At 65.7% G+C, this 22133-nt stretch carries 25 protein-coding genes; 21 read left to right on the forward strand and 4 right to left on the reverse strand.

Features of this window, described 5'->3' with window-relative positions; genetic code table 11:
* Positions 1-2: 2 nt before the first annotated feature.
* Positions 3-800, forward strand: coding sequence for a hypothetical protein (locus tag U1E26_02120; GenBank protein ID MDZ4168439.1), 798 nt, complete (start codon positions 3-5; stop codon positions 798-800).
* Here U1E26_02120 and U1E26_02125 read toward each other — a convergent pair.
* A complete protein-coding gene (locus U1E26_02125; GenBank protein ID MDZ4168440.1) occupies positions 785-1501 on the reverse strand; it encodes a Crp/Fnr family transcriptional regulator in 717 nt (238 codons plus the stop codon). The genes U1E26_02120 and U1E26_02125 overlap by 16 nt on opposite strands.
* 146 nt (positions 1502-1647) lie before the next feature.
* On the opposite strand from U1E26_02125, the gene U1E26_02130 reads away from it, so the two are divergent.
* The 5 genes from U1E26_02130 (at position 1648) to U1E26_02150 (ending at position 6507) form a co-directional block, all read left to right on the forward strand.
* A complete protein-coding gene (locus tag U1E26_02130; GenBank protein MDZ4168441.1) occupies positions 1648-2097 on the forward strand; it encodes a nitrous oxide-stimulated promoter family protein in 450 nt (149 codons plus the stop codon).
* On the forward strand, positions 2094-2480 hold the full coding sequence (locus U1E26_02135; GenBank protein MDZ4168442.1) for a 4Fe-4S binding protein: 387 nt from the start codon (positions 2094-2096) through the stop codon (positions 2478-2480). The genes U1E26_02130 and U1E26_02135 overlap by 4 nt, the downstream gene beginning before the upstream one ends.
* A gap of 71 nt (positions 2481-2551) precedes the next feature.
* Complete coding sequence (gene hcp / locus U1E26_02140; protein MDZ4168443.1) at positions 2552-4177, forward strand: hydroxylamine reductase; 1626 nt, start codon at positions 2552-2554, stop codon at positions 4175-4177.
* 4 nt (positions 4178-4181) lie between these two features.
* On the forward strand, positions 4182-4583 hold the full coding sequence (locus tag U1E26_02145) for a hypothetical protein (protein ID MDZ4168444.1): 402 nt from the start codon (positions 4182-4184) through the stop codon (positions 4581-4583).
* Between the two features lie 112 nt (positions 4584-4695).
* On the forward strand, positions 4696-6507 hold the full coding sequence (locus tag U1E26_02150; GenBank protein MDZ4168445.1) for a M28 family peptidase: 1812 nt from the start codon (positions 4696-4698) through the stop codon (positions 6505-6507).
* A 44-nt stretch (positions 6508-6551) separates the two neighbouring features.
* Here U1E26_02150 and U1E26_02155 read toward each other — a convergent pair whose 3' ends face one another.
* The 3 genes from U1E26_02155 to U1E26_02165 form a co-directional block, all read right to left on the reverse strand.
* Entirely contained in the window at positions 6552-7193 is a 642-nt protein-coding gene (locus tag U1E26_02155; protein MDZ4168446.1) for a hypothetical protein, read from the reverse strand.
* Complete coding sequence (gene ccsA / locus U1E26_02160) at positions 7190-8212, reverse strand: cytochrome c biogenesis protein CcsA (protein ID MDZ4168447.1); 1023 nt, start codon at positions 8210-8212, stop codon at positions 7190-7192. Before ccsA ends, U1E26_02155 begins: the two co-directional genes overlap by 4 nt.
* A 67-nt stretch (positions 8213-8279) precedes the next feature.
* On the reverse strand, positions 8280-9539 hold the full coding sequence (locus U1E26_02165) for a hypothetical protein (protein MDZ4168448.1): 1260 nt from the start codon (positions 9537-9539) through the stop codon (positions 8280-8282).
* Between the two features lie 211 nt (positions 9540-9750).
* On the opposite strand from U1E26_02165, the gene U1E26_02170 reads away from it, so the two are divergent.
* From U1E26_02170 to U1E26_02240, 15 genes are all read left to right on the forward strand, one after another.
* Positions 9751-10989, forward strand: coding sequence for a GGDEF domain-containing protein (locus tag U1E26_02170; protein MDZ4168449.1), 1239 nt, complete (start codon positions 9751-9753; stop codon positions 10987-10989).
* Complete coding sequence (locus U1E26_02175; GenBank protein MDZ4168450.1) at positions 10989-11648, forward strand: DUF1461 domain-containing protein; 660 nt, start codon at positions 10989-10991, stop codon at positions 11646-11648. The genes U1E26_02170 and U1E26_02175 overlap by 1 nt, the downstream gene beginning before the upstream one ends.
* A 163-nt stretch (positions 11649-11811) precedes the next feature.
* Positions 11812-11961 carry a DUF5679 domain-containing protein gene (locus U1E26_02180; protein MDZ4168451.1) on the forward strand — a complete coding sequence of 50 codons (150 nt, stop codon included), beginning with the start codon at positions 11812-11814 and terminating at the stop codon, positions 11959-11961.
* 154 nt (positions 11962-12115) lie between these two features.
* Positions 12116-12757: an NAD-binding protein gene (locus tag U1E26_02185; GenBank protein ID MDZ4168452.1), complete on the forward strand. Its 642-nt coding sequence runs from the start codon at positions 12116-12118 to the stop codon at positions 12755-12757.
* A 2-nt stretch (positions 12758-12759) separates the two neighbouring features.
* On the forward strand, positions 12760-13428 hold the full coding sequence (locus U1E26_02190) for a TrkA family potassium uptake protein (GenBank protein ID MDZ4168453.1): 669 nt from the start codon (positions 12760-12762) through the stop codon (positions 13426-13428).
* Between the two features lies 1 nt (position 13429).
* Positions 13430-13597 carry a hypothetical protein gene (locus U1E26_02195; protein MDZ4168454.1) on the forward strand — a complete coding sequence of 56 codons (168 nt, stop codon included), beginning with the start codon at positions 13430-13432 and terminating at the stop codon, positions 13595-13597.
* A complete protein-coding gene (locus U1E26_02200; protein MDZ4168455.1) occupies positions 13594-15096 on the forward strand; it encodes a TrkH family potassium uptake protein in 1503 nt (500 codons plus the stop codon). Before U1E26_02195 ends, U1E26_02200 begins: the two co-directional genes overlap by 4 nt.
* 1 nt (position 15097) lies before the next feature.
* Complete coding sequence (locus U1E26_02205; GenBank protein MDZ4168456.1) at positions 15098-15685, forward strand: hypothetical protein; 588 nt, start codon at positions 15098-15100, stop codon at positions 15683-15685.
* 328 nt (positions 15686-16013) lie between these two features.
* Positions 16014-17285, forward strand: coding sequence for a PLP-dependent aminotransferase family protein (locus U1E26_02210; GenBank protein MDZ4168457.1), 1272 nt, complete (start codon positions 16014-16016; stop codon positions 17283-17285).
* Positions 17286-17340: 55 nt separating this feature from the next.
* On the forward strand, positions 17341-18306 hold the full coding sequence (locus U1E26_02215) for a D-alanine--D-alanine ligase (protein ID MDZ4168458.1): 966 nt from the start codon (positions 17341-17343) through the stop codon (positions 18304-18306).
* A 78-nt stretch (positions 18307-18384) separates the two neighbouring features.
* Entirely contained in the window at positions 18385-18903 is a 519-nt protein-coding gene (locus tag U1E26_02220) for a YtxH domain-containing protein (protein MDZ4168459.1), read from the forward strand.
* A 90-nt stretch (positions 18904-18993) separates the two neighbouring features.
* Positions 18994-19722 (forward strand): PRC-barrel domain-containing protein, encoded by a 729-nt coding sequence (locus tag U1E26_02225; GenBank protein MDZ4168460.1) that lies wholly within the window; start codon positions 18994-18996, stop codon positions 19720-19722.
* Positions 19712-20350, forward strand: a complete 639-nt coding sequence (locus U1E26_02230) for a GNAT family N-acetyltransferase (protein ID MDZ4168461.1) — start codon at positions 19712-19714, stop codon at positions 20348-20350. Before U1E26_02225 ends, U1E26_02230 begins: the two co-directional genes overlap by 11 nt.
* Positions 20351-20836: a YbaK/EbsC family protein gene (locus tag U1E26_02235; protein ID MDZ4168462.1), complete on the forward strand. Its 486-nt coding sequence runs from the start codon at positions 20351-20353 to the stop codon at positions 20834-20836.
* Positions 20837-20882: 46 nt separating this feature from the next.
* Positions 20883-22070, forward strand: a complete 1188-nt coding sequence (locus tag U1E26_02240) for a polysaccharide deacetylase family protein (protein ID MDZ4168463.1) — start codon at positions 20883-20885, stop codon at positions 22068-22070.
* The last annotated feature ends 63 nt before the right edge of the window (positions 22071-22133 follow it).

Genomic DNA, 22133 nt, shown 5'->3' on the forward strand with positions numbered 1-22133 from the left:
CGATGACGTCGGTTGAGTTCTGGAGCAGCTGGTGGTGGCCTGCGCTGACCGCAGTGACAGGGCTCGTGTTCGCCGCGCTCGTCTTCGCGCAGTGGTTGGCGCGTCGCAAGGCTCACCAGTTGTGTTGGGCTGTCGGTCTGTTGATGTACGCGGTCGCGGCGATGATGGAGGCATGGTCCGAGTACACCGGTGTCTGGGATCCGACGGTCTATCGCATCTACATCGTGCTGGCGGCGTCACTGGTCGGATATCTCGGTAGCGGATCGGCATACCTGATGATCCACAAGCGGCGTTGGGTCGCGCATGTGTATCTCGCGTATAACATCGTGCTCACAGCGATCTTTCTGATCGGAGCCTTCACCGCCGAGCTTCGCATGGAGTACCTGGTTCCCGGGATCACCGTCGGAGGCCAGGCCCTGGGTGCGCCGGGGTCGTTCCCCCGGTACCTGTCGATGTTCATCACCATCCCCGGTACGTTCTTCTTGCTGGGAGGTGCGATCGTCTCGGTGTGGCGTTTCGCCCGCAAGAAGGAGTACGCGTACCGGATGTGGGCGAACGTTCTCATCGCCGCGGGCACGGTGCTCATCGCCTGGGCGGGCTCCCTGGCTCGTGCGGGGCAAGCGGTCGGGCTCTATCCCGCTGAGATGGTGGCGTCGGCACTCCTGCTGGCGGGATTTCTCATGGCGGGCGACCTGAAGAAGGGTGCGCATGCCGCGATCGAAGCCGGTCAACAGCGCCGAGCCGCCCAGGCCGAAGCTGCCGACGGGGCGGCCCAGAGGCCCGATCAGCCTTCGTCGTAGCCGCTGCTCACGCTGGCGAGGGCGCGCACGTCGAAGATGGTGATGGTGCCGCCGTGCACCTCGAGAATGCCGTCGTCTTTGAGGCGCGCGAACGCCCGCGAGAGCGTTTCGGGCACGGTCCCGAGCGCCATCGCGAGCTCGCTTTTCTTCATGCCGAGTTCCACGACGAGGCCTTGGGGATCGGGCTTACCTCCCTGCAGCGCGCGCTGGAAGAGGTAGCGGGCGAGTCGACCGGGCACATCGAGCGCGAGGGTGTGGACGACGCTTGTGAAGTTGACCACGCGGTTGGCCAGGTCGGCGATGAGCGTGCGGGCCACCTGCGGCTCTGACTCGAGCAGGTCGAAGAGCGCCTCAGACGGCAGGAGGGCCACCGTGGCGGCGGTCGCCGTCTCGATGTGCGCGGGGTAGCGCCCGCCGGACAACGATGCGACGGCGGCAAGCGGGTCGCCGGTCTCCATCGTCTCGAAGGTGAGCTGCTTTCCGTCTGCTCCCAGGTAGAACGCCCGGGCTCGTCCGGCGATCACGATCCCAAACTCACGCGCGGGCTCTCCTTCGACCGCGAGAGTGGTGCCCCGGGGCACGTCCCGGACCTGCGCGCGATGCGCCAGCTGCACCACCGCCTCATCGCTTGCCGTGCGCCACAGCCTGCAGGCGCGAAAGGCGGACCAGACGTCGGCTCTGAGCTCTCTCTGGGCGCTCACAGGCTCTTCCTCACTGGTTACCTGACTGCAAGGGTAAGAATTCTCCGCCCTCTTGACCTGCATCAAGGATACGGCGAAGCGGCGTGGGTAGCGTAGCAGTCGCCGGGGGCCTTCAGGGTTTGCGGCAGGAAAGGAGTTCTCAGATCGTGAACGAGCGATTCACCGGGAAGATGGCGGACAAGCAGGTGGCGCACGACGTCACCGTGCTCGCGGACTTCGTGCAGCTCTGGTGCGATGGGCACCACGCGGAAGGTAAGCGCACGCTCGTGGAGACCGATGCTGCCAGGCTGGGCGTCTACGGACGCAAGACGCCCACGTTGTGCGCAGAGTGCGTAGCCCATCTCGCGTATGGCGAGAAGCGCCGCGCCTACTGTCCGAAGGACCCCAAGCCGTTCTGCGCACACTGCGACACCCACTGCTACTCCGCCGAGGAGCGGCTCTGGCAGCAGCAGATGATGCGCTACTCCGGTCCCCGATCGTGGCGCAAGGGCCACGCGATCGATGGCATCAAGCACGTGTTAGGGGCGCGCACGTGGCGCCGAGAGATGGCGCGACGGGCCGCCCAGGCCCCCGCGAGACGAGAGGAAGACTCATGACAAAGACGGTCAACCGCCAGATCGTGCGGATCGACGAGGAACTGTGCAATGGATGCGGCGTATGCGTCAGCCCGTGTGCCGAGGGCGCCATCGTGCTCGTCGACGGCAAGGCGAAGGTGGTTCACGAGGAGCTGTGCGACGGTGCCGGCTTCTGTCTAGGGGTGTGCCCGACCGGCGCACTGACCCTTGAGTATCGCGAGACGGTCCCCTTTGACCATGACGCCGCCGCGCCGATCATCGAGGAGAAGAAGGCGAACTACATCGCCCAGCACTGCTTCAACTGCAGCGCTTCCGAGGACGAGCGGCCGCTGCTGCCTGTACGCATCAAGGGTGATTCGACGTGGGTGTGCACGAGGTGCCTGCCTGCGCTCATCCACGGCTGATTGGGTCAACGACCCTACCCAGACACCCCAGACCCGACGAGAGGAATCGCATGACAACCCAGCTATCCGAGATGTTCTGTAACCAGTGCGAGCAGACGGCCAAGGGAACAGGCTGTACCAAGGTCGGCGTCTGCGGGAAGAACCCCGACGTCGCCGCGCTTCAGGACCTGCTCGTGCACGCGTGTCGCTCGCTGGCCGCGGTTGCGGCTTCGGCCCCAGCCGGAACCGACCTGAACGTGGAGTCGCGATTCGTCGAGGATGCGCTGTTCACCACGCTCACCAACGTCGATTTCGGTGCGGAGACAGTGGCCGCGAAGGTGGACGAGGCCCTGCGCCTGCGCGACGACCTGGCACAGCGGCTCGGACTGCTCACCTCGGTGCACATGATCGACTCGGCCCTGGGGCGCGACGTGGCAGGCAAGATCGAGCTCGCGGCCTCGCTCGGCAGCCCGTGGGACATCACGCGCGACATCGACGTGCAGTCGCTTCAGGAGACCACGCTCTATGGCATGAAGGGCATCGCGGCCTACGCGCACCATGCCCGCACCCTCGGCCAGACGGACTCCGAGATCGATGCGTACCTGTTCCGCACCCTCGTTTCGCTGGATGATCAGGCTCTCGGCCTTGAGGAGTGGGTGGGCATCGCGCTCGAGTGCGGCAAGGTCAACCTGCGCACCATGGAGATCCTCGACGCCGCGAACACCGGCACGTTCGGGCAGCCCGAGCCGACCAAGGTGACCCTGGGTCAGCGTCCGGGCAAGGCGATCCTCATCTCCGGTCACGATCTGGCAGACCTCAAGGCGCTTCTCGAACAGACCGCGGGCACGGGCGTCGACGTCTACACCCACGGCGAGATGCTCCCGGCGCACGCCTACCCCGAGCTCAAGAAGTACGACAACCTCGTGGGCCACTTCGGCACCGCGTGGCAGAACCAGCACAAGGAGTTCACCGAGTTCCCCGGCGCCATTCTGCTCACCACCAACTGTCTGATGCCGCCCAAGGCCGAGTACAAGGAGCGCCTCTTCACGGCGAACGTCGTCCAGTTCCCCGGTGTGCCGCACGTGCATCGCGACGATCTGTCGGCCGTCATCGAGGCGGCGCGGGCCTCCCAGGGTTTCGCGTGGGACACGACTGTCGGTGAGGTCATGGTCGGCTTCGGCCACAACACGATCCTTTCCGTCGCCCCGACCGTCATCGAGGCCGTGAAGTCCGGTGCCATTCGCCACTTCTTCCTGGTCGGCGGCTGCGACGGTGCGCGCCCGGGCCGTAACTACTACACCGAATTCGTCGAGGAGACCCCCAGCGACACGATCGTGCTGACGCTTGCCTGCGGGAAGTTCCGCTTCTTCGACAAGGATCTCGGCGAGATCGGCGGACTGCCGCGCCTGATGGATGTGGGCCAGTGCAACGACGCCTACTCCGCGATCAAGGTCGCTGCGTCGCTTGCAGATGCGTTCGAGTGCGGCGTGAACGACCTGCCGCTGTCGATGATCCTGTCGTGGTACGAACAGAAGGCCGTAGCGATCCTGTTGAGCCTGCTGTATCTGGGCATCACCGACATCCGGCTTGGCCCCACACTGCCGGCGTTCATCACGCCCAACGTGCTCGGAGTGCTCGTCGAGAACTTCGGCATCAAGCCCATCGGGGCGAGCCCGCGCGAGGACCTGGTCGCGATTCTCGGACACGCGGAGGCCTAAGGTCATGAAGCGAGCCCTTCTCATCTCGGTCGTCGCAGTTGCCGTGCTGGTCGGTGCAGGGGGATTCGTGTACGCGTTTGGGACGCCTCAGGCACCCGACGTCGCCGCTCCAGCGGCGGTGCCGGGTGCAGCGGCGGGCTTGTCGCCCGAGGAGGCGACGGCCCCGCAGGTTTCGCCCGTACCCCCAACGGAGCCGGGAGACGGTTCGTCGACCATGGGCGGAGGCGACCCTTCTGCACGGGGCAAGAAGGCCCCGCCGGCGGACCCCAGCGCTCCGCTCGCCCTGGAGATTCCGGGGTGCGTGTGTCACAGCGATGACCCGAAGCTCGTCGAAGAGCACGCGGGCTATCGCATGAATCAGTGCGCCGGCTGCCACGTCGGCGGTACGCCGACGGGTCAGGAGTAGCACGCGCCACCGCTGTTTCAGCGACGTCGAACCTCCGAAGTGCCAGCGGGTACGATAGGATAGGGGAGGCACCCGCCACCGAGCGATTCGCCGTCTTTCGTTAGGGGAAGCGATGGCTGAACTGATCGAGCACGTCCGCGCCCTTGCGAGTGAGATCGGGCCGCGGCCCGCAACGAGCGACGGTGAGCGCCGCGCTGCCGAGTGGATCGAGCGCAGTTTCGCGGCCCGCGGACTCGCGACTGAGCTGCAGTCGTTCGATTCGATTCGCACGTACTCCTGGGCCTACGTTCTCTACAACCTGGCTACCCTGGCGGCCGCATTCGTCGCCGGTTGGTGGCCGCAGTTTGCATGGCCGGCGTTCGCGGTGTCGGCGATCGTGGCGTTCTTCCTCTGGACCGATCTTGACACGCGGTGGGGCCTGACGCGCTTGATGCCGAAGAGGCCAAGCCAGAACGTCATCGCGCGGCACGTCCCGCGAGCCCGCCGGGGCGAGAAGTTCAAGCGCATCGTGATCGTCGCCCATTACGACTCCGCCAAGTCATCGCTGGCCTTCTCGCCGGGGCTCGTGGGCAACTTCGCCACGACGATGGGCCTGATGAAGATCGCGACCTTCCTGACCCCCGTGTTCGTGCTGGCGCTGGCTCTGCCGTGGACCCGGGCCTATGAGCCGTGGGTCTGGTACGCGACGCTGGCGGTCGCCGCCTACCTGATCGTGCCCGTCGTCATCAATATCCACCGGGAGATCGCGATGCCGTTCGTCGCGGGGGCCAACGACAACGCCTCGGGCGTCGCCGCCATGATCGGGGTCATGGAGCGGCTCGTGCCGGAGGCGGACGCCACGTCGCTGTCGACGTCGCAGTTTGGTGCCGTTCGACGTGACGCGCGGGCGGCCTACGACGAAGATGTGGTCCCGTCGGGGGCTGAGCTCCGCTACACCCCTGCCGGCCCGCCTGCTGAAGAGACCGCAGCCCTGCCCGATGACTTCACGTGGGCCGAGCCGGTGGCTGCGGCTCCCCGGGGTCAGTCGGTGCTGGACTTCGACACCATCGACTTCGTTGCCGTCGCAGACAATCCCGCCGCGGCGCGCGCCACCACCGGCCCTTCTGAGGGCTGGGCCGCCGACACGGGCGGGCATGCCGCACTCCCGGTCGACGTACTGCCGGCTGACGTCGCGGGTCCCGCTGTCGACGAGATCGTTCCGGCCCGTCGCGAACGCAAGCCGCTATTCGGAGGCTTGGGACGAAAGAAGAAGGGAGCCGACGCCGCTCCGCGCGAGTGGCTCGGCGTCGACGAAGACTTCGATGCGCGCAAGGCCGGCAAGAACATCGGCAGCTGGGACAACTTCGACGAGGACGCGGATGACGACGGGTTCGGCTGGAAGGGCGGCTGGGCCGGCGATGACCCCATCGGCGACCCCGATTTCGCTGCCAGCGAGGCTGCCCGCATTCGCCGTCGTGTCACCGAGTCGATCGACCGCGAGCTGACGGAGAAGGAAGTCTGGTTTGTGGCCACCGGTGCCGAAGAGGTCGGAACACTGGGCATGCAGGCGTTCCTGAGAGACTACGGCGAGGAGCTCCGCGATTCGCTCATCATCAACATCGACGGCTGCGGCGCCGGAGTTCTGCACTGGGTAAGCGCCGAGGGGATGGCGCGCCGTTATCGCGCGAACGCTCGGCTCGTCGGACTCGCTCGTCGCGTCTCGCGTGAGACCGACACGCTCATCAAGCCGCGGCTCTACAAGGGGATGTCGACGGACGCGACCCCCGCGTTGGCCCGTGGCTACAAGGCCATCAGCATCATGGCGTTCGACCCGAACGGAATGCCGGCCAACTGGCACTGGAAGACCGACACGGTGGACGCTCTGGACCCCGAGCTCATCGAGAAGACGGCGGAGTTCGTGACCGCTATGGTGCGCGAGGCGTAAGGCCGCGCGTTTGTGGCGCCGCCCGGCCGATGCCCGGCGGTCGGCTAGAAGTCCACGTCGTGGTCGACGCGTGCGGTGCGCCGCACGGCGATGCGGCTTGCGTAGAAGCTCATCGCGGTGCCGCCGACCATGAGCACCGTGCTCGCCCAAAACACCGGCAGCATGAACGGTGAACGCTGCAACACGGCTACCACGATGCCGAACACGATGAACCCCAGATGCAGAAGCCCGCTACCGAGCTTCGTGAAGCGCCCCTCAGTGAGGTAACTCGGACCCTTGGCTCCGACGGCGGTCATGACCACCACGGCCACCTGAATGAGGGCCGCGAGTGCGAGGTAGACCGCGATGCCGTCTGCGAGCGAGCGCGTCACGAGGTAGGCTCCGACGCCTCCCGCCACCATGAGTGCGGACACCACGATGAGGGTGCGGCGGGCAAACAGGCGCTTGGGGACGCACAGGCCCATCACGACGACCAGCCCCATGAGCTGCGGGGCCGCGATCGCGTTCATGGCCTCCACGTAGCCCGTGTAGGAGACCTGCTCCCAGCCGGGAATCGTGCGCTGGGCCCACCACACGTAGATCGTCCCGAGGAAGCTTTGCACACCGAGCCCTCCCAGCAGCACCACCGTCAGAACCGTGAGGCCGAAATCCCAAGAGCGCTGGCGCGTAGTCTCTAGTTCGCTCACAGCCCTCTCACCGCCTCGAGGACGAGCGCTGCGAACTGCGTCGGTGCCGCCAGGGCGTAACTGTGGGCACCGGGGACGACGTAGGTGGTCACGTAGGTCAACACCAGAATCGCGAACGATAGCAGCGACAGGCCGGCCACCGTCTTCCACATGCCCTGGCGGCGCAGGTACAGCCGGGCGTGCAGGTAGGCGGTGTACAGAAGCCACATCATGAGCGACATGTTGACCTTGCCGCTCCACCACCAGGAGTCGCCGCTCCACGCCAGGATCGCCCACGGGAAGCCGATGAGCATGCCGAACGTCAGCGGTAGGTAGCCGAAGCGCGCCCACCGGTAGGAGGTCGTCTCGTACGCAGAATGGCGATGCGAGATCATGAGCAGCGTGGCCAGGAACGACAGCGCAAACGCGCCGTAGCTCAGAAACAGAAGCGGGGGATGCACCCACATGTACCAGGCGTTGTAGTAGTACTGCATCGCGTTGTACATGCCCTCGAAGGCCTGCTGCGCGGGCACGCCCCCCATCGAGGTTGCTTGCAGATAGCCGGTGAACTGCCCGATGAAGCCGGGTACGGGATCGGTGAAGGGCTGGCCCACGAGGGCGGCACCTGCGGCCAGAACCGCGGTGATGAGCATCGCGCCCGGCAAGAGTTCTTCTCGGTGGCGCCGCATCACGCTGCCCAGCACCGCGACGGCGAGCGCCCAGACGAAGAGCTTCTCAGACTCCACCCACAGAGGCACCGCCACCCGCCCCGCGATGACGCCGGTAGCGGGATCGACCACGGCCGAAAGCTGCCAGAGCTCGAAGTGGAACCAGGCCAAGACGGCCTCACCCATAAGCAGCAGCCCGGTCATGCCCCCAAGGACCCATCCGCGCCAGCGGCGGGCAGCCGGAAGCACCGCGGCCAGGCCGAGAAGCAGCGCGGCTGCAACCAGTAGCGCTTGGTACGGAGTACCGATCAGCGCAAGCGTCTGCGTCAGCGACTGCAGCTCGGCATAGGTCTGTTCGGGCGAAGCGGGCATCCGCGCTCCAAGATCGGCGACCCCCACAGTATAGATGCTTGGCCCGTATCAGCGGTTCTCGTTAGCCCTATCGCGTGACCCGAATCGTTCGGGAGGTGGCCGATTTCGCGGCAGCGTAGCGGCTGTCGCCCGAGTGCGAGGCGTAGATCCGCCACGTGCCGACGCTGGCGGACAAGAACCGTACCGACGCGCTGTAGCGGGAGTACGTCGAGTAGTTCGTGACCTTCGCCGGAAGGTAGCCACGCGTCTTCCACGTGCCGTTGGCCTGGCGTTGCTGCAGGTAGACACGCATGACCTTCGTCCCCGCCACGTGCCGCGGCTTGAGGTTGCCGTATACCGTGAAGGGTCGGTTGACCTTCGCGCTGGCCGGCACGACGGGGGTTCCTATCGCCGGTCGCGTCTTTGCGATCAAGTTCCAGCCGGACACGTTGCACTGCCCCTTGCCGTTGTCGCCGGTGGCGAGAACCTTGCCGGCCGAGGTCAGGGCGACGGTGTGATACGAGCCGCCCTCGACAGCGGTGACGCTCTTCCAGGAGCCGGTGTTGCGCTGGCCCTCAAGGTTGCGACCGAGCGCCACGACGGTGCCGTCCGTCTTGAGGGCGACCGTGTGCCATCCACCGCCGGCGATGGCCTTGACTCCACTGAGGCCGGAGGTGTTGCACTGGCCGGAGTCGTTAGCGCCCACCGCCACGACGGTGCCGTCGGTCCTCAGCCCAATGGTGTGGGTGATTCCGCACGCGATCGCTTTGATGCCGCGCATCTCGGAGACGTTGCACTGGCCATGGGGGTTCTGGCCGGTTGCTACAACCGTCCCGTCCCTCTTGAGGCCCACGGTGTGGTTCCCGCCGGCAGCGATAGCGATGATATCCCGCCACGTGGAGACGTTGCACTGACCGTAGGCGTTGTAGCCCACAGCGACGACGGTACCGTCTGTTTTCAGGCCCACCGTATGGCCGCCGCCGCCAGCCACTGCTTTGACGTTGCTCCACGCAGATGTGTTGCCTTGTCCGTCGTTGTTGTGGCCGACGACCTTCACCGTGCCGTTCGAAAGCAGGGCGACCGTGTGATAGCCGTGCGCGGAGATCGCGACGACCGACTTGAGGCTGGCTACATTGGTCTGGCCAGCGAAGTTGGAGCCCACTCCTACCGCGGTGCCATTCGACTTGAGCCCGATCGTGTGATCCACTCCGGCGGCCAGCCCCGGCGTTGCCGCGACGGCGGCAGTCGGACTGAGCATCCCCACCGTCCCGAGCACGAGGACGGTGAGTACGGCGACCACTGCTACCTGTCGCTGACTCAGGGTGATAAGCGGCGTGTGAGTTCGCATGCGCGTTCACTCCGTTCGGCCAAGAGGCTTCCCCTGCGTTGGTCCTTCCCCGGGCTCGATAGTAGCAAACGATTGTCGGCCCACGAAATCGAGGTCTGTTGCGCCCTGTGTGCCCGCGGCGCCGGTTTGCTGCTCTTCCCGCGCCACGGGTACACTCACATTCCGTGCACGGGCCGAGGGGTCGTGCCGTCGAAGGGAAGCGCCGCACCCCATGTGGTTCAGCCGATTGCGCAAACGTGTCGAGCGCGCGCTCATCGTTTCGTGGCGCGAGCAGCCCAGCCGTCACGACATCGAGGCTCTGCAGGCGAACATCCGCCGCGTCGGCCTTGTGATCAGGGTCCGCTGGACCCTGATCGGCGTACTCGCGATCTTCTCGTTGCTCGCCGCCTCGGCGTACATGACGCTCATGGACGTCAGCGAACTAGCGAGTCTCATGGCCATTCCGGCGCTCAGCTTGGGCTTCGTCGTCGTCTATAACGCCTTCTACGCAGCGAACTACCGCCGGCTTGGCAACATCGCGGTATGGAACAACCTGCAGCTGGCCCTCGATGCGGTGGTCGTCACCGTCCTCGTCTACTTCAGCGGAGGCGTGAACTCCTGGTTCTGGTCGATGTATGCGCTGTTCATCCTTGAAGCGGCGTTCATCCTGCCGCGAAGCAGGTCGGCGTGGCTGCACGCCGCCTTCAGTCTCGCGTTGCTCACCGTGGTCGAGTGGGGGGAGTTCTTCGGACTCTGGCCCCACGTGGCCATTCCCTTCGCCAACGCCGAGGTCCACACCGATTTCGTGTTCGTCTCAGTGCGTTATCTGTGGCAGGTCGCCGTGCTTCTGGGGACCGCCTCGGTGGCGACTCAGCTTGTCGGTGAGTTCCGGCGGGAACTGGCAAGCCGCCGCTCCCAGGCGCTGATGGATGAGATGACCGGCTTGTACTCGCGTTCGTATTATCTGCGCTCCCTCGCCTCCGAGATCAGGCGCGCCGAGCGCGACGGCAGAGAGTTGCACGTGCTCTTGGTCGACATCTACCGCTTCGGCGAGTTCAACACGCGTTTCGGATACGAGCGGGGCGACGAGATGCTCGTTGCCGTCGCTGGGGCGACCTCAGCCGCGCTGATACCGACCGGCGATGCGATCGCCACCACGAACCTGGTTTCCCGGTTCGGCGGCGAGGAGTTCGCCGTGCTCTACGCCGAGGACGAGCGACTCGACGCGGCCCCGCTGACGGCTGATGCGCTCGGAATGGGCGAGCACATATGCGAGACGGTCGCGCGCGTGCTCGTGCAAGACGTCGGGGTGGTGGTGTCGGTAGGCGTGGCGTCGTACCCACTCGACGGGCGAACGGCCGATGAGCTGCTCGACGCCGCTGACGTCGCGCTGGGATGTGCGGCGCGCGAGGGCGGGAACCGGGCGGTTGCAGCCGCCGACTGCGTGCCGGACGACTCCGAGGACGTCTAGTGTTCCGCTGGACCGTGAGGGCGCTCATAGCGCTCGCGCTTGCCCTGTTCGCCCTCGGTGTGGCGGTCGTGCCCTTGCAGGCCCCGCAGTTCACGCACGCACTCTCGTCGCGCTACTCGCGCGCGCAGGAGGCAGGGCTCTCAAGCGATCAGATGCTGAGCGTAGCCCAGAGCGTTCGGGTGTTCGTCGTGCAGGGGACGGGCGCTCTCCCCGAGCGGGTCGCCGGTCGCGAGGGGTTCGACGAGGCCGCCGTCGCGCATCTGGTTGACGTGCGTCGGGTGCTCGACGGGGCTCGTGTCGCGACGGGCCTGCTCGGCCTGGTGCTTGTGGCGTGGTTCGCCGTTGCGTGGAGGGCCCGCAGGTACGATGAGGTCGCAGCCGCCCTCGGGCTTGGCGTCCTAACGACGCTGCTCGTGCCCATGCTGGCGGTGCTCGTGGGCGTGGTGGATTTCGACGGATTCTTCACGGCGTTTCACGGCGTCTTCTTTGCGAGCGGCACGTGGACGTTCCCCGCGGATTCCCTGCTCATCTTGACTTTCCCCGAGCCGTTCTGGGTGCTCAGCGGCTTAGCGTGGGGGGTCGGAGTCCTCTCCGTGGCGGGCGTCTACGGCCTCGCGTGGGTGCTCGTGCGGCGGCGGGCGACGACGACGACGGACTGATGCGTGTCGACGATTGAGATTAAGAAGCGTGACAAACGGCCGAGCAGGTGTAGACTTTCCTACGAAGCGGGCCATGTGAGCCCGAATACGGGGGAAAGACCGCAATACCTTGCCACACCGGCGAGTGCCCCACGCGGTCATTACGTGAAGGAGGCGACTGCGAATGCCAGCCAAGGAAGGTTACTGCGTCAAGTGCAAGTCCAAGAGGGAAATCAAGGACGCCCAGGATATCACCATGAAGAATGGTCGCCCTGCGACTCAGGGCCTGTGCCCCGAGTGCGGCACCAAGATCTTCAAGATCGGCAAGTCGTAAGCCGACCGCATATCCTGTTCAGGATGTGATCAAGCGCCGTCAGCCCGATAGGGCAGGCGGCGCTCTCATTTGTTGACACCTGTGAGAGCACAGGCGTAGCGTGTCGCCGGTGCGCATGACTGCGCACGATTCGCGGGGAGGCCGAAGCCATCACATGAACGTCATCGTAGTGGGATGCGGGCGCGTCGGCTCACAGCTTGCGACGCTGCTCTCGATCGAGGGCAACAACGTAGCCGTGATAGACAAGGATGCGGACTCCTTCCGCAGACTGGGTTCCGCCTTCAACGGCGTCACGATCAGGGGGCTGGGCTTCGACGAAGAGGTGCTGCTCGAGGCCGGCGTTGAAGAGGCGGACGTGTTCGCGGCCGTCACCAACCTCGACAACACGAACCTCATGGCGGCCGAGGTGGCGCGCAAGCTCTTTCACGTACCGCACGTCGTGGCGCGGCTGTACAACCCCCAGCGCGAGCGCACCTACCAGCAGCTCGACCTCGACTATGTCTGCGGAACCACCCTTGTGGCCGAGTCGCTGCTCGACAAGATCAAGTCGGGGCACGGGCATCACGTGGACACGTTCGGTGACGTCGAGATCGTCGTGTTCAAGCTGCGCTCGGATTGGGCCGGCAAGAGAGTCCGTGAGATGTTCATCGAGGGACAGATGCTCCCGGCGATCATCGCGCGAGGTAACCGGACATTCATTCCCAGCCTGGACTCTCAGTTCGAGCTGGGCGACGTGGTGCGGGTTGCCGTGAAGAACGAAGTGGTGCCCAAGCTCTCGCGTTTCATGGAGGAGTAGCGGTGTACATCGTCATCAACGGCGGCGGCAAGGTGGCATCGTACCTAGCGCGGACCCTTGCGGAGTCCGGGCACGATGTCGCGGTGATCGAGAAGCGCGCGGACGTGGTGGACAAACTCGTGGTGGAGCTTCCGCGCAAGGTGCTCGTGATCCTCGGGGATGGATGCGATGCGGCGTATCAGGATGACGCGGGCGTGTCGCGCGCCGATGTCTTTGCGTCGGTCACCGGTGACGATGACGACAACCTCGTCGCGTGCCAGCTGGCCAAGGTCGCATTCGGCGTGCCGCGTGCGATCTCTCGCGTCAACAACCCGAAGAACGAACACATCTTCAACGCGCTCGGAATCGAGGCGATCTCGTCCACGACCATCATCAGTCGCATGATCGTCGAAGAAGCCACCGTCGGTGACATACGCACCCTCACCACGTTGCGCGAAGGCAACATGGCGATTGTCGAGATCGAGCTGCCCAAGGACCGCTGCACGGTGTGCAACCAGCCCGTGGCGGACCTCAACCTGCCCAAGGACTGCGTGCTGATCGCGGTGCTGCGGGAGGACGGAAGCACCGAGACCGTGCGCGGCGATACGCTGCTCAACGCCGGTGACACGGTTATCGCATTCACCGCCGTCGAGTCGGAGCGCAACCTCAAGAGAGTGTTGACAGGGGAGTAGCGTGGCGAGCGGGCATTCGGGCTGGGGCGAAAGCCGAATTCAAGCCATCACGTCCCGGGTACACTGGCGCGGTTACGCGCTGGGAATCGCGACCGAGGTACTGTTCGTGCTGGCTCTGACCGGTGTCGGGTTCGCGTTGGCCGTGATCGCGATGGTGTTGTGGGGATGAGCGTCCGCCCCCGCGCAGAGGACCATCTGCTCATCGGCAAGTACACGGGCAAGGTGATCGTCGGTGTCGGCATGTTGATGATCGTGCCGCTCGTCGTCTCCCTGGTGTTTGCAGAATGGGACACCGCGCTGGACTTCGTGATCTCGATGATGACGTGTTTCGTCTTCGGGTTCGGAGCCCAGGTGTTGTGTAGGACCGAGAAGGATCTGGCGTGGAGCCATGGGCTCGTCGTGGCATCCGGCTCTTGGATCTGGGCAACCGCGATCGGCTGCCTGCCGCACTACCTGTCCGGCCACATGGGCAGCTACGTTGACGCGACGTTCGACGTGATGAGCGGCTACACGACGACCGGTCTGTACCTGCTGCAGGATCTCGATCACATCAGTCACGGGCTGAATATGTGGCGTCATCTGCTCACCTACGCCGGCGGCCAGGGGATCGTGGTCATCGCTCTCACGTTTCTGTTCAAGGGGACAGCGGGCGCCTACAAGATGTATGTCGGCGAGGGCAAAGACGAGCGGCTGTTACCGAACGTCGTGCAGACCGCACGCGCCATCTGGCTTGTCTCGCTCACGTACCTCGTGATCGGAACACTGGCTCTCTGGGCGGTCTCGCTCTACTTGGGCCAGGCGCCGATACGGGGATTCCTGCACTCCATGTGGGTCTTCATGGGCGCATGGTCTACCGGCGGGTTCGCGCCGCAGTCCTACAACACCATGTGGTTCCACTCCTTGAGCCACGAGTTGGTCACCATCGTCATCATGGTCGCGGGCTCGTTCAACTTCGCTCTGCACTGGGCGGTCTGGAAGGGAAACAGAAGAGAGATCGTGCGCAACATCGAGACGGTGAGCTTCGCCATCACGCTCACGGTGTTCACGATGGTGGCGACGTTCTGGCTCGCCAGATTGGGCGTCTACCCTGACGCGATGGCGCTCGGCCGCAAGGTCTTCTACCAGTTGGTTTCCGGGCACACGACCACGGGGTTCTCCACCATCTACTCGCGAGCGTTCGTCACGCAGTGGGGCGCCGTGGGCCTTGTGGCGGTTTCTGCGGTGATGGCCATCGGGGCCTCGGCCTGCTCGACCGCGGGCGGCATCAAGGGCATTCGAGTGGGCGTCATCGCAAAGGCTCTGGTGGAGGACGTTCGTCGCATGGTCGCCCCGGAGTCAGCGGTCATCCGCGAGCGCTATCACCACATCAAGGAGAACTGGCTTGATGACCGAGTCGTGCGCACCGCGATGACCGTCACCATCCTGTACCTCGTCATGTACCTACTGACGGCGCTCCTCGGCGATCTCTACGGATACGAGTTCAGCCAGGCGCTCTTCGAGGGCGTCTCAGCGGGCTCGAACACGGGCCTCAGTTGCGGCGTGACTTCGCCGTTCATGCCGACCCCGATGAAGATCGCCTACATCGTTGCCATGTGGCTCGGGCGGCTTGAGTTCATGAGCGTGTTCGCGCTGCTCGGGTACGGCATCTCGATCGTAAGGGGGCGGTAGCGTGAATCGCCTGGCACGCCTCGCCGCTGTCGTGGTCCTGTGCGCGGTCACCTTCGCGGCCGGCGCCGCGCCCGCTTTCGGGTTCGAGAGCCCCAACGACCCGTCGAGTGCGGAGCTCGTGGAGAGCCCGAGGGAGTTCGATGGCACCACGATCACCTTCGAGGGCGAGGCGATAGGCGAATCGATGGTCCGCGGGGATCACGCCTGGCTGCACCTCAACGATGATGCGTACATGTACGAGAACGTTGAGGAGGGTGCCCGGCTCGAGGGCTACAACAGCGGCATGCCGGTCTGGCTGCCGGCCGATCTCGCCCGGCGCGTCGAGGTGTTCGGCGACTACAAGCACGAGGGCGACGTCGTCCGGGTGATCGGCACCTACAATGCCGCATGCGCGGAGCACGGCGGCGACACTGACATCCATGCGACAGAACTCACCGTGCTCCTTCCCGGTCGCGACGCTGAGGATCCCGTCGAGCCGTGGAAGATAGGGTTGACGCTTGTCATGACGGGGGCGGCCGCTGCGGTCATTCTGGCCGATCGCCGCCTCGGGCGCAGAGAGCTCCTGGGCATGGCACGCGCACGTCGTTGACCGGTTCGATGGAGCGGTGCTAAGGTTCGCCCACACCGCAGCCCGTTGTGCGGACGAATGAGTGAGAGCACGAAGGACGTGAGGGAAGAGGGCATCATCGGCCCAGCCACCCCTCCGAAGAGTCCCCCGCCAGGAACGCGCGGAGAGCGCGGATCGGAAGCGGGTCGGTCCCGGACCGGTATCCCGGGAAACGAGGCTCGCAGCGCCGCAGACCGCGGCTCGGGCGAGCGAAGATAGGTGGTACCGCGACGCCCCCTCGCCCTATCAGGCCGAGGGGGCTTTTTGTGTTCCGGGCGCTGATGGGCGCCCGAAGGGGTAGGTGTTGGTCATGGGTACCGCACGGGTAGTCTTCGATCGATGGGGTGACAGGTACGCCTCGCGGTTAGCGGGAGTGCGCTCGAGCGCCGTACGCGACCTGTTCGCGGCAGCGTCTCGCCCGGACATGATCTCGTTTGCCGGTGGCATGCCGGAGGTGTCGCAGGTCCCCGCCTCTGCCGTCGCGCGCGCGGCGCACGACGCGATGCTGCATCAGGGTACGCAAGCGCTCCAATACGGGTCGAGCGAAGGGCGCCTTGAGACGCGCGCGCTCATCGTCGAGCTGATGGCAGAGAGCGGCGTGCGAGTGAGCACCGATGACGTCGTGGTGACGGCGGGAGCTCAGCAGGCGCTCGACCTGCTGGCCAAGACATTCATCGACCCGGGCGACGTGATCATCACCGAGGGACCCACGTATCTGGGTGCGCTCCAGGCATTCTCGGCGTATCAGCCGGACATCCATTGCGTTGCGCTCGACCGTGACGGGATGCGCATGGACCTGCTCGAAGCCGAGCTGAGGCAGCTCGGTCCGCGCGGCGCGAAGTTCATCTACACGATTCCGAACTTCCAGAATCCCGGCGGGGTCACGATGAGCGCGGAGCGCCGCCGCCGCCTGCTCGAGCTCTCGCGCGAGTACGACATCCCCGTGGTCGAGGACGATCCGTACGGGCGCCTGAGGTTTGAGGGCGGTCACGTGAAGGCGTTGCGCGCTCTTGACGACGAAGTCATCTACCTCGGCACCTTCAGCAAGATCTTCGCACCGGGGCTGCGGTTGGGATGGGTCGTCGCGCCGCACCCGATCCTCACCAAACTACTGCTGGTGAAGCAGGGAGCGGATCTGTGCGGCAGCAACTTCGCGCAGGTGACAGCCGAGCGCTACTTCTCGGGAACACGATGGCGGCGCGTTCTGCAGGGGCTGACGGCGACCTACTCCGAGCGCCGCGACGCCATGCTGGCGGCACTCGACGAGCATTTCCCGCCCGAGGCGGTCTGGACGCGCCCGGAGGGCGGCTTCTTCGTCTGGGTGGAGTTGCCGCCGTACGTAGACTGCCAGAACATGCTGGCCGAGGCGGTCGAGCACGGCGTGGCATTCGTGCCGGGAGACGGCTTCTACCCCGATGGTCGCGGCCGCAACTGCATGCGTCTGGCGTTCTGCTACGCCGAGCCGACGGCCATCGAGGAGGGCATCCGTCGGCTTGGTGAGGTGCTGGAGGACAGGTTGGAGCTCTACCGAGCGTTCATCGCCGCCGGCGCCCTCGAAGCGCCCACGACCGACGCGGCATGAGCCGCAGATAACGATTCGCACACCGGCTGGGAAGTCATCAGGAGGAATCAGAACGATGAAGCACAAGATCGCGGTTCTGATGGGGGGTCGATCGCTTGAGCGCGAGGTCTCGCTCGCAAGCGGCAAGCGCGTGTGCGAGGCCCTGGAGGCGGCCGGGTATATCGTCTTGGCGCTGGACGTGACGGCCGACCTCGTATCGACGCTCAGGTCAGAGCGGCCGGATGCCGCCTACATCGCGCTGCACGGCAAGTACGGCGAGGACGGCACCATCCAAGAGCTGCTCGAGTTCCTGTCTATCCCCTATACGGGGCCAGGCGTCGTCTCATGTGCCCTGTCGTGGGACAAGTCAGTCACCAAGCATCTGCTGGCGGAGAATGGGCTCGCCACTCCGCAGTGGATCACGCTGACCGCTGACGCATTCAAGCAGATGGGGGCGGCCACGGCGGTCGACCTGATGGGAGCGGCCGTGGGCGGGTACCCGGTGGCCGTGAAGCCGGCGCGGCAGGGCTCGGCGCTTGGATTCTTGCGCGTGGACGAGGAGGCGCGACTTGCCGAAGCGCTTCTCGACGCTCTGTCGTACGACACTGCGGTGATCGTCGAGCGGTGGATCGACGGGACCGAACTCGCGGTCAGCGTACTCGGCGACGGCGAGGGCGCCGAGGTTCTTCCGGCGGTCGAGATTGCTCCCAAGTCGGGCACATACGACTTCTCGGCCCGCTATGCCGAGGGCGAGACGGACTTCTTCGTGCCGGCCCGCCTCGAGGAGCCGGTGCTCGCCGAGGCGGCGCGTGTCGCGGCGAAGGTGCACTCGCTGCTCCGGTGCCGCGATGTGAGCCGCGTCGACCTCATCGTCGATGCCGCGGGGACGCCGTGGGTTCTGGAGGCCAATACGTCGCCCGGAATGACGGAGACCTCGCTCCTCCCGATGGCTGCAGCAGCAGCAGGCATGTCCTTCCAAGATGTGGTATCAAGAGTGACTGAGGCTGCGCTTACTCGAGGGGAATCGGGTATAGAGTACTAGTGAGGCCCGGCAGGCACGAGAGCCGGGCCGGGTGCGCTTCATCGGAATCAGCTGCATCGAATACGGAGGTGCGTGACCATGTACGACTATCGCCGCGGGGGTTCGGTCTTTGGCGCGTTTCTGCTGGGCGGTCTGGTGGGGGCCGTCCTGGGCCTGCTGTTCGCCCCGCGCTCAGGCAAAGAGACGCGCGAGATAATCACGGCTCGGGCTGAGGAGTACTGGGGCGAGGGGCTCGAGATGTATGAGTCCGGACGCGAGAAGGTGACCGAAGCCTACTCCAGCGGCAAGGAGAAGGTCGTCGAGTCGAGCGAACAGCTGCGCGGCAAGATCGACGAGGCCCGTGGCCGGCTGCAGGAGCAGGTTGCCAAGTCCGCTGAGATCGGCCGCGACAAGGTCGCCGGCGCGGTTCCCGTGGTCAAGGACGCCGTCGACAAGGCTGCGGATGCGACCAAGAGCGGCGTCGAGGTAGCAGGCGTGAAGACGGCGGAAACCCTCGACTTCGTGGCCAAGAAGGCGCAGGGAAGCGCGGCGCCCGAGGCGACGTTGGGCGCCGATGAGTTCCTCGCTGGCGCGGCGGATTCCAAGCCCGAGGCGTAGGCGCTTCGAAAACCTGTAACATCGAAGGCCGGTCCCGGGCGCAGGGGGGCCGGCCTTGCTGTCTGAGTGGCACCCGTGGAGGTCGCAAGCGTGCGTTCGCTCATAGAAATCGGCAGACTCCCGGTGGTCAATGAGGCCGGCAAGCGCATCGGTCGTGTGCTGGATGTGCTGTTCGCGCCTGAGGGTGCGCGGGTCATCGGCTTTGCCGTTGCGCGGCCGCGCATCCTGATGCTGCTGGACCGCAAGGATCTCTATCTTGCGTTGGACCGTGCCACGCTGGAGCCCGACCGAGTCGTGGCGGCCAGGGGAGCGGCCTCATGGGGCCGCAGCGCCGCAGCCCGCACGGGAATCTCGTGGGACGATTCGGTCATCTGGGTCGGCATGCCCGTGCGGTCCGAATCCGGTGCGTCACTGGGGACGGTGCGCGACGGGCTCTTCGACCCGCAGACGGGTCAGCTGGATGCGATCGGTCTGACCGGTGGGATCGCGGCTGACATCGCGGTGGGAGTTCGCGACCTTCCGGTCGAGGTGGTCAGGGGGTTCGATGGGCAAGCCGTCGTGCTCTCTGATGACGCCGCTGACACCGACACCTCCGGCGGCGCCGCTGCTGCGGCAGGGCGCGGGGTGGCCGTGGCCAAGAAGACCGGAAGCGATCTAGGCAAGCAGGCAACGGGCGCCGCTCGGACCGCCGCGGTCTATGGGGCATCCGCCGTCCGAGCGGCCGCGAAGAGCGAGACAGGCAAGAAGACCATAGGCTGGTTCAAGTCCATCAAGGACGAGGTCGTCGACGCGATGGGTGATCCTGACGATGACGCGTAGACTGCGCCCACTCGAGTTCGCCGACCTTGCTCGCCTGCCCGGTGAGTGCGGCGGCTGTGTGTTCTGGGAGTCCGCAGGAGAGCGCGAGCGGGTCTGCGGTTCCGTCCTGGATGTAGAGCTCGCACAGGCATGGCAGCGGCGCGTGACTGACGAGTGGGGTGACTGCGGACGCGTGGCCTACGAGGACAACGACGTTCTCGGTTTTATCAAGTACGCGCCAAGTGGCTACTTTCCGCAGGCGGCAGCGTTTCGGGCTGCTCCGAAGGACCCGGTTGTGCCGCTTATCGCATGCATGCACGTCGCGCCGGAGGCGCGCCAGCACGGGTTGGGGACGCTGTTGCTGCGTTCGGCTCTGAGGGATCTGGCTGTGCGAGGAGAGAGGCGCGTGGAATGCATCGGCAGCGTGCGGAAACCCGCGGTGCTCGAGGCTTCGCCCTTTCTGGGGGTCGACTTCCTGCTTCGCAACGGGTTCACTGTGGTTACTCCCGACCCGGAATACCCCCTGCTCAAGCTCGACCTGCGCTCACTTGCCATGATCACGGAGAACCTGGAGGTCGTCTTCGATTCCCTCAGGTTCCCGACGCGCGTGCCGAAACGAGAGCCCGCCACCTGGATGAAGGGACGCTAGGTGTCTGATTCACCGAAGAGGACCAGTTCGCGCGAACGGGTCAAGACGTTCCTCGAGGCGCACGGGCTTGCCGAGGGCTTGACCGAGTTCGCTCAGTCGACCAAGACCGCCGCCGAAGCAGCGGAGGCCATGGGCTGCGAGCTCGGGCAGATCGTGAAGTCGCTCGTCGTCACCGTTGACGGCAGCCCGGTACTGGCGCTGGTAGCGGGAGACCGACGGGGCGACCTCGTGGCGATTGCGGCTGAGTCTGGCGGCACCAAGGCGCGCATGGCCGACGCCGACACGGTTCGGGCGGCAACAGGGTACGCCATCGGCGGCGTTTCGCCGTTCGATCTTCCCGCGCAGCTGCCGGTGCTCATCGATGACTCGCTTGCGCGCTTTGACGTGGTGTTTCCGGCTGCCGGAACGCCTACGTCGATGGTGCGCTTGGCGCGCGCGGACCTGGAGGCCGTGGTGGTCGGTCGAGTGGCACGTATCTCGCAGTGATTTTCTAGGATGCATTCGCGACGCAAGGGGAGGAACGTTTCGCCCAGTGCCTTACTATTTCGTTGAGAAACCTCGCAGAGCACGCCTGACGATGACCGTCGTGCTGGTCGGTATGGGCGTGGTGGCCGTGGCCGCCGCAGCGGCGAGCTTCGCGCTGGCGCGTCCGGTGACGGTCGCGGTCGACGGAGTGAAGCGCCAGGTCGAGCCGGGGATGACGGTTGCCATGCTCGAGTCCGCGGGAGCCTTCAAAGCTGCGCCGGGAGACCTGCTCGCGGTCAACGGCAGCATCGCCGAGACAGCGGCCGGGGCACCTCCGCGCATCTTGCGCAACGGTCAGCCGGCCAATCCGGCAGAGAGGCTGGTCCGCGGTGACGTGCTCGTGAGTCGGCGCGGCGCTGACGTACCCGAGTCGCTCGAGGAGACGACGGTGCCGATCGACTTTCCCACGCGCGTGGAAGGGAAGGGCTCGCTCTCCGAGGTGAGCCGGGAGGGAAAGCCGGGGATGCGGCTGGTCAAGCGAGGAGTAGTGTCGCGCATCGAGTTGGAGAGCGTCGTCCTCACCGAGCCGGTGGCGCAGGTGGTCACACGATTCACGCCGCGCCCGGGTTCGAAACTCGTGGCGCTCACCTTTGACGATGGCCCGTGGCCCACCCATACGGACCAAGTGCTCAGGGCGCTCAAGAAGGCTGACGTTCCGGCGACGTTCTTCCTGCTGGGCGGCAACGTGAAGCGCTACCCGGCGATGGCTCGCCGTATCGCCTCCGAGGGGCACCTTTTGGCCAGTCACTCATTGGGCCACAAGGATTTCGCACGCAGCACGCCCGCCCAGATTCGGCGTGAGGTCAACGGCGGACGCAATGCCATCAAGAAGGCGACGGGGGTCACCACCAACTGGATCAGGCCCCCGTATGGAGCCATGGACGAAGCGGCGTGGAAGGTGGTGCGCCGCAGTGGCGGGCGTGTCGTGATGTGGGATGTCGACAGCAACGACTGGCGCAAGCCCGGCGCGGGCAACATCGTGAACACGGTGGTCAAGAACACGCGCCCCGGGTCGATCGTGCTCCTGCATGACGGCGGCGGGGATAGAGCGCAGACCGCAGCCGCCATCCCCGGAATCGTGAAGAAACTCAAGGCGAAGGGCTACACGTTCGTCACCGTTGAGGGCCTCGTTTCGGCCAGGGGCGTGGCCAAGGCTCCGGCTACCAAAGCGGCTGAAGAGAATCGCCCGAAGTAGCGCCCCCCAATCTTCCGCCGCTCATCCCCCCATAGCGTAACCCGTCCGTATTCTTCGCCGTTC

It is taken from the genome of Coriobacteriia bacterium (assembly GCA_034370385.1).
Lineage (GTDB): Bacteria > Actinomycetota > Coriobacteriia > Anaerosomatales > PHET01 > JAXMKZ01.

Bases quoted from the DNA above. Each gene is read 5' to 3' on its own strand.
- U1E26_02200 (MDZ4168455.1), top strand. From the start codon at position 13,594: ATGAGCGTCCGCCCCCGCGCAGAGGACCATCTGCTCATCGGCAAGTAC.
- U1E26_02165 (MDZ4168448.1), bottom strand. From the start codon at position 9,539: ATGCGAACTCACACGCCGCTTATCACCCTGAGTCAGCGACAGGTAGCA.
- hcp (MDZ4168443.1), top strand. From the start codon at position 2,552: ATGTTCTGTAACCAGTGCGAGCAGACGGCCAAGGGAACAGGCTGTACC.
- U1E26_02170 (MDZ4168449.1), top strand. From the start codon at position 9,751: ATGTGGTTCAGCCGATTGCGCAAACGTGTCGAGCGCGCGCTCATCGTT.
- U1E26_02215 (MDZ4168458.1), top strand. From the start codon at position 17,341: ATGAAGCACAAGATCGCGGTTCTGATGGGGGGTCGATCGCTTGAGCGC.
- U1E26_02210 (MDZ4168457.1), top strand. From the start codon at position 16,014: ATGGGTACCGCACGGGTAGTCTTCGATCGATGGGGTGACAGGTACGCC.
- U1E26_02150 (MDZ4168445.1), top strand. From the start codon at position 4,696: ATGGCTGAACTGATCGAGCACGTCCGCGCCCTTGCGAGTGAGATCGGG.
- U1E26_02180 (MDZ4168451.1), top strand. From the start codon at position 11,812: ATGCCAGCCAAGGAAGGTTACTGCGTCAAGTGCAAGTCCAAGAGGGAA.
- U1E26_02230 (MDZ4168461.1), top strand. From the start codon at position 19,712: ATGACGCGTAGACTGCGCCCACTCGAGTTCGCCGACCTTGCTCGCCTG.
- U1E26_02145 (MDZ4168444.1), top strand. From the start codon at position 4,182: ATGAAGCGAGCCCTTCTCATCTCGGTCGTCGCAGTTGCCGTGCTGGTC.
- U1E26_02220 (MDZ4168459.1), top strand. From the start codon at position 18,385: ATGTACGACTATCGCCGCGGGGGTTCGGTCTTTGGCGCGTTTCTGCTG.
- U1E26_02135 (MDZ4168442.1), top strand. From the start codon at position 2,094: ATGACAAAGACGGTCAACCGCCAGATCGTGCGGATCGACGAGGAACTG.
- ccsA (MDZ4168447.1), bottom strand. From the start codon at position 8,212: ATGCCCGCTTCGCCCGAACAGACCTATGCCGAGCTGCAGTCGCTGACG.
- U1E26_02185 (MDZ4168452.1), top strand. From the start codon at position 12,116: ATGAACGTCATCGTAGTGGGATGCGGGCGCGTCGGCTCACAGCTTGCG.
- U1E26_02120 (MDZ4168439.1), top strand. From the start codon at position 3: ATGACGTCGGTTGAGTTCTGGAGCAGCTGGTGGTGGCCTGCGCTGACC.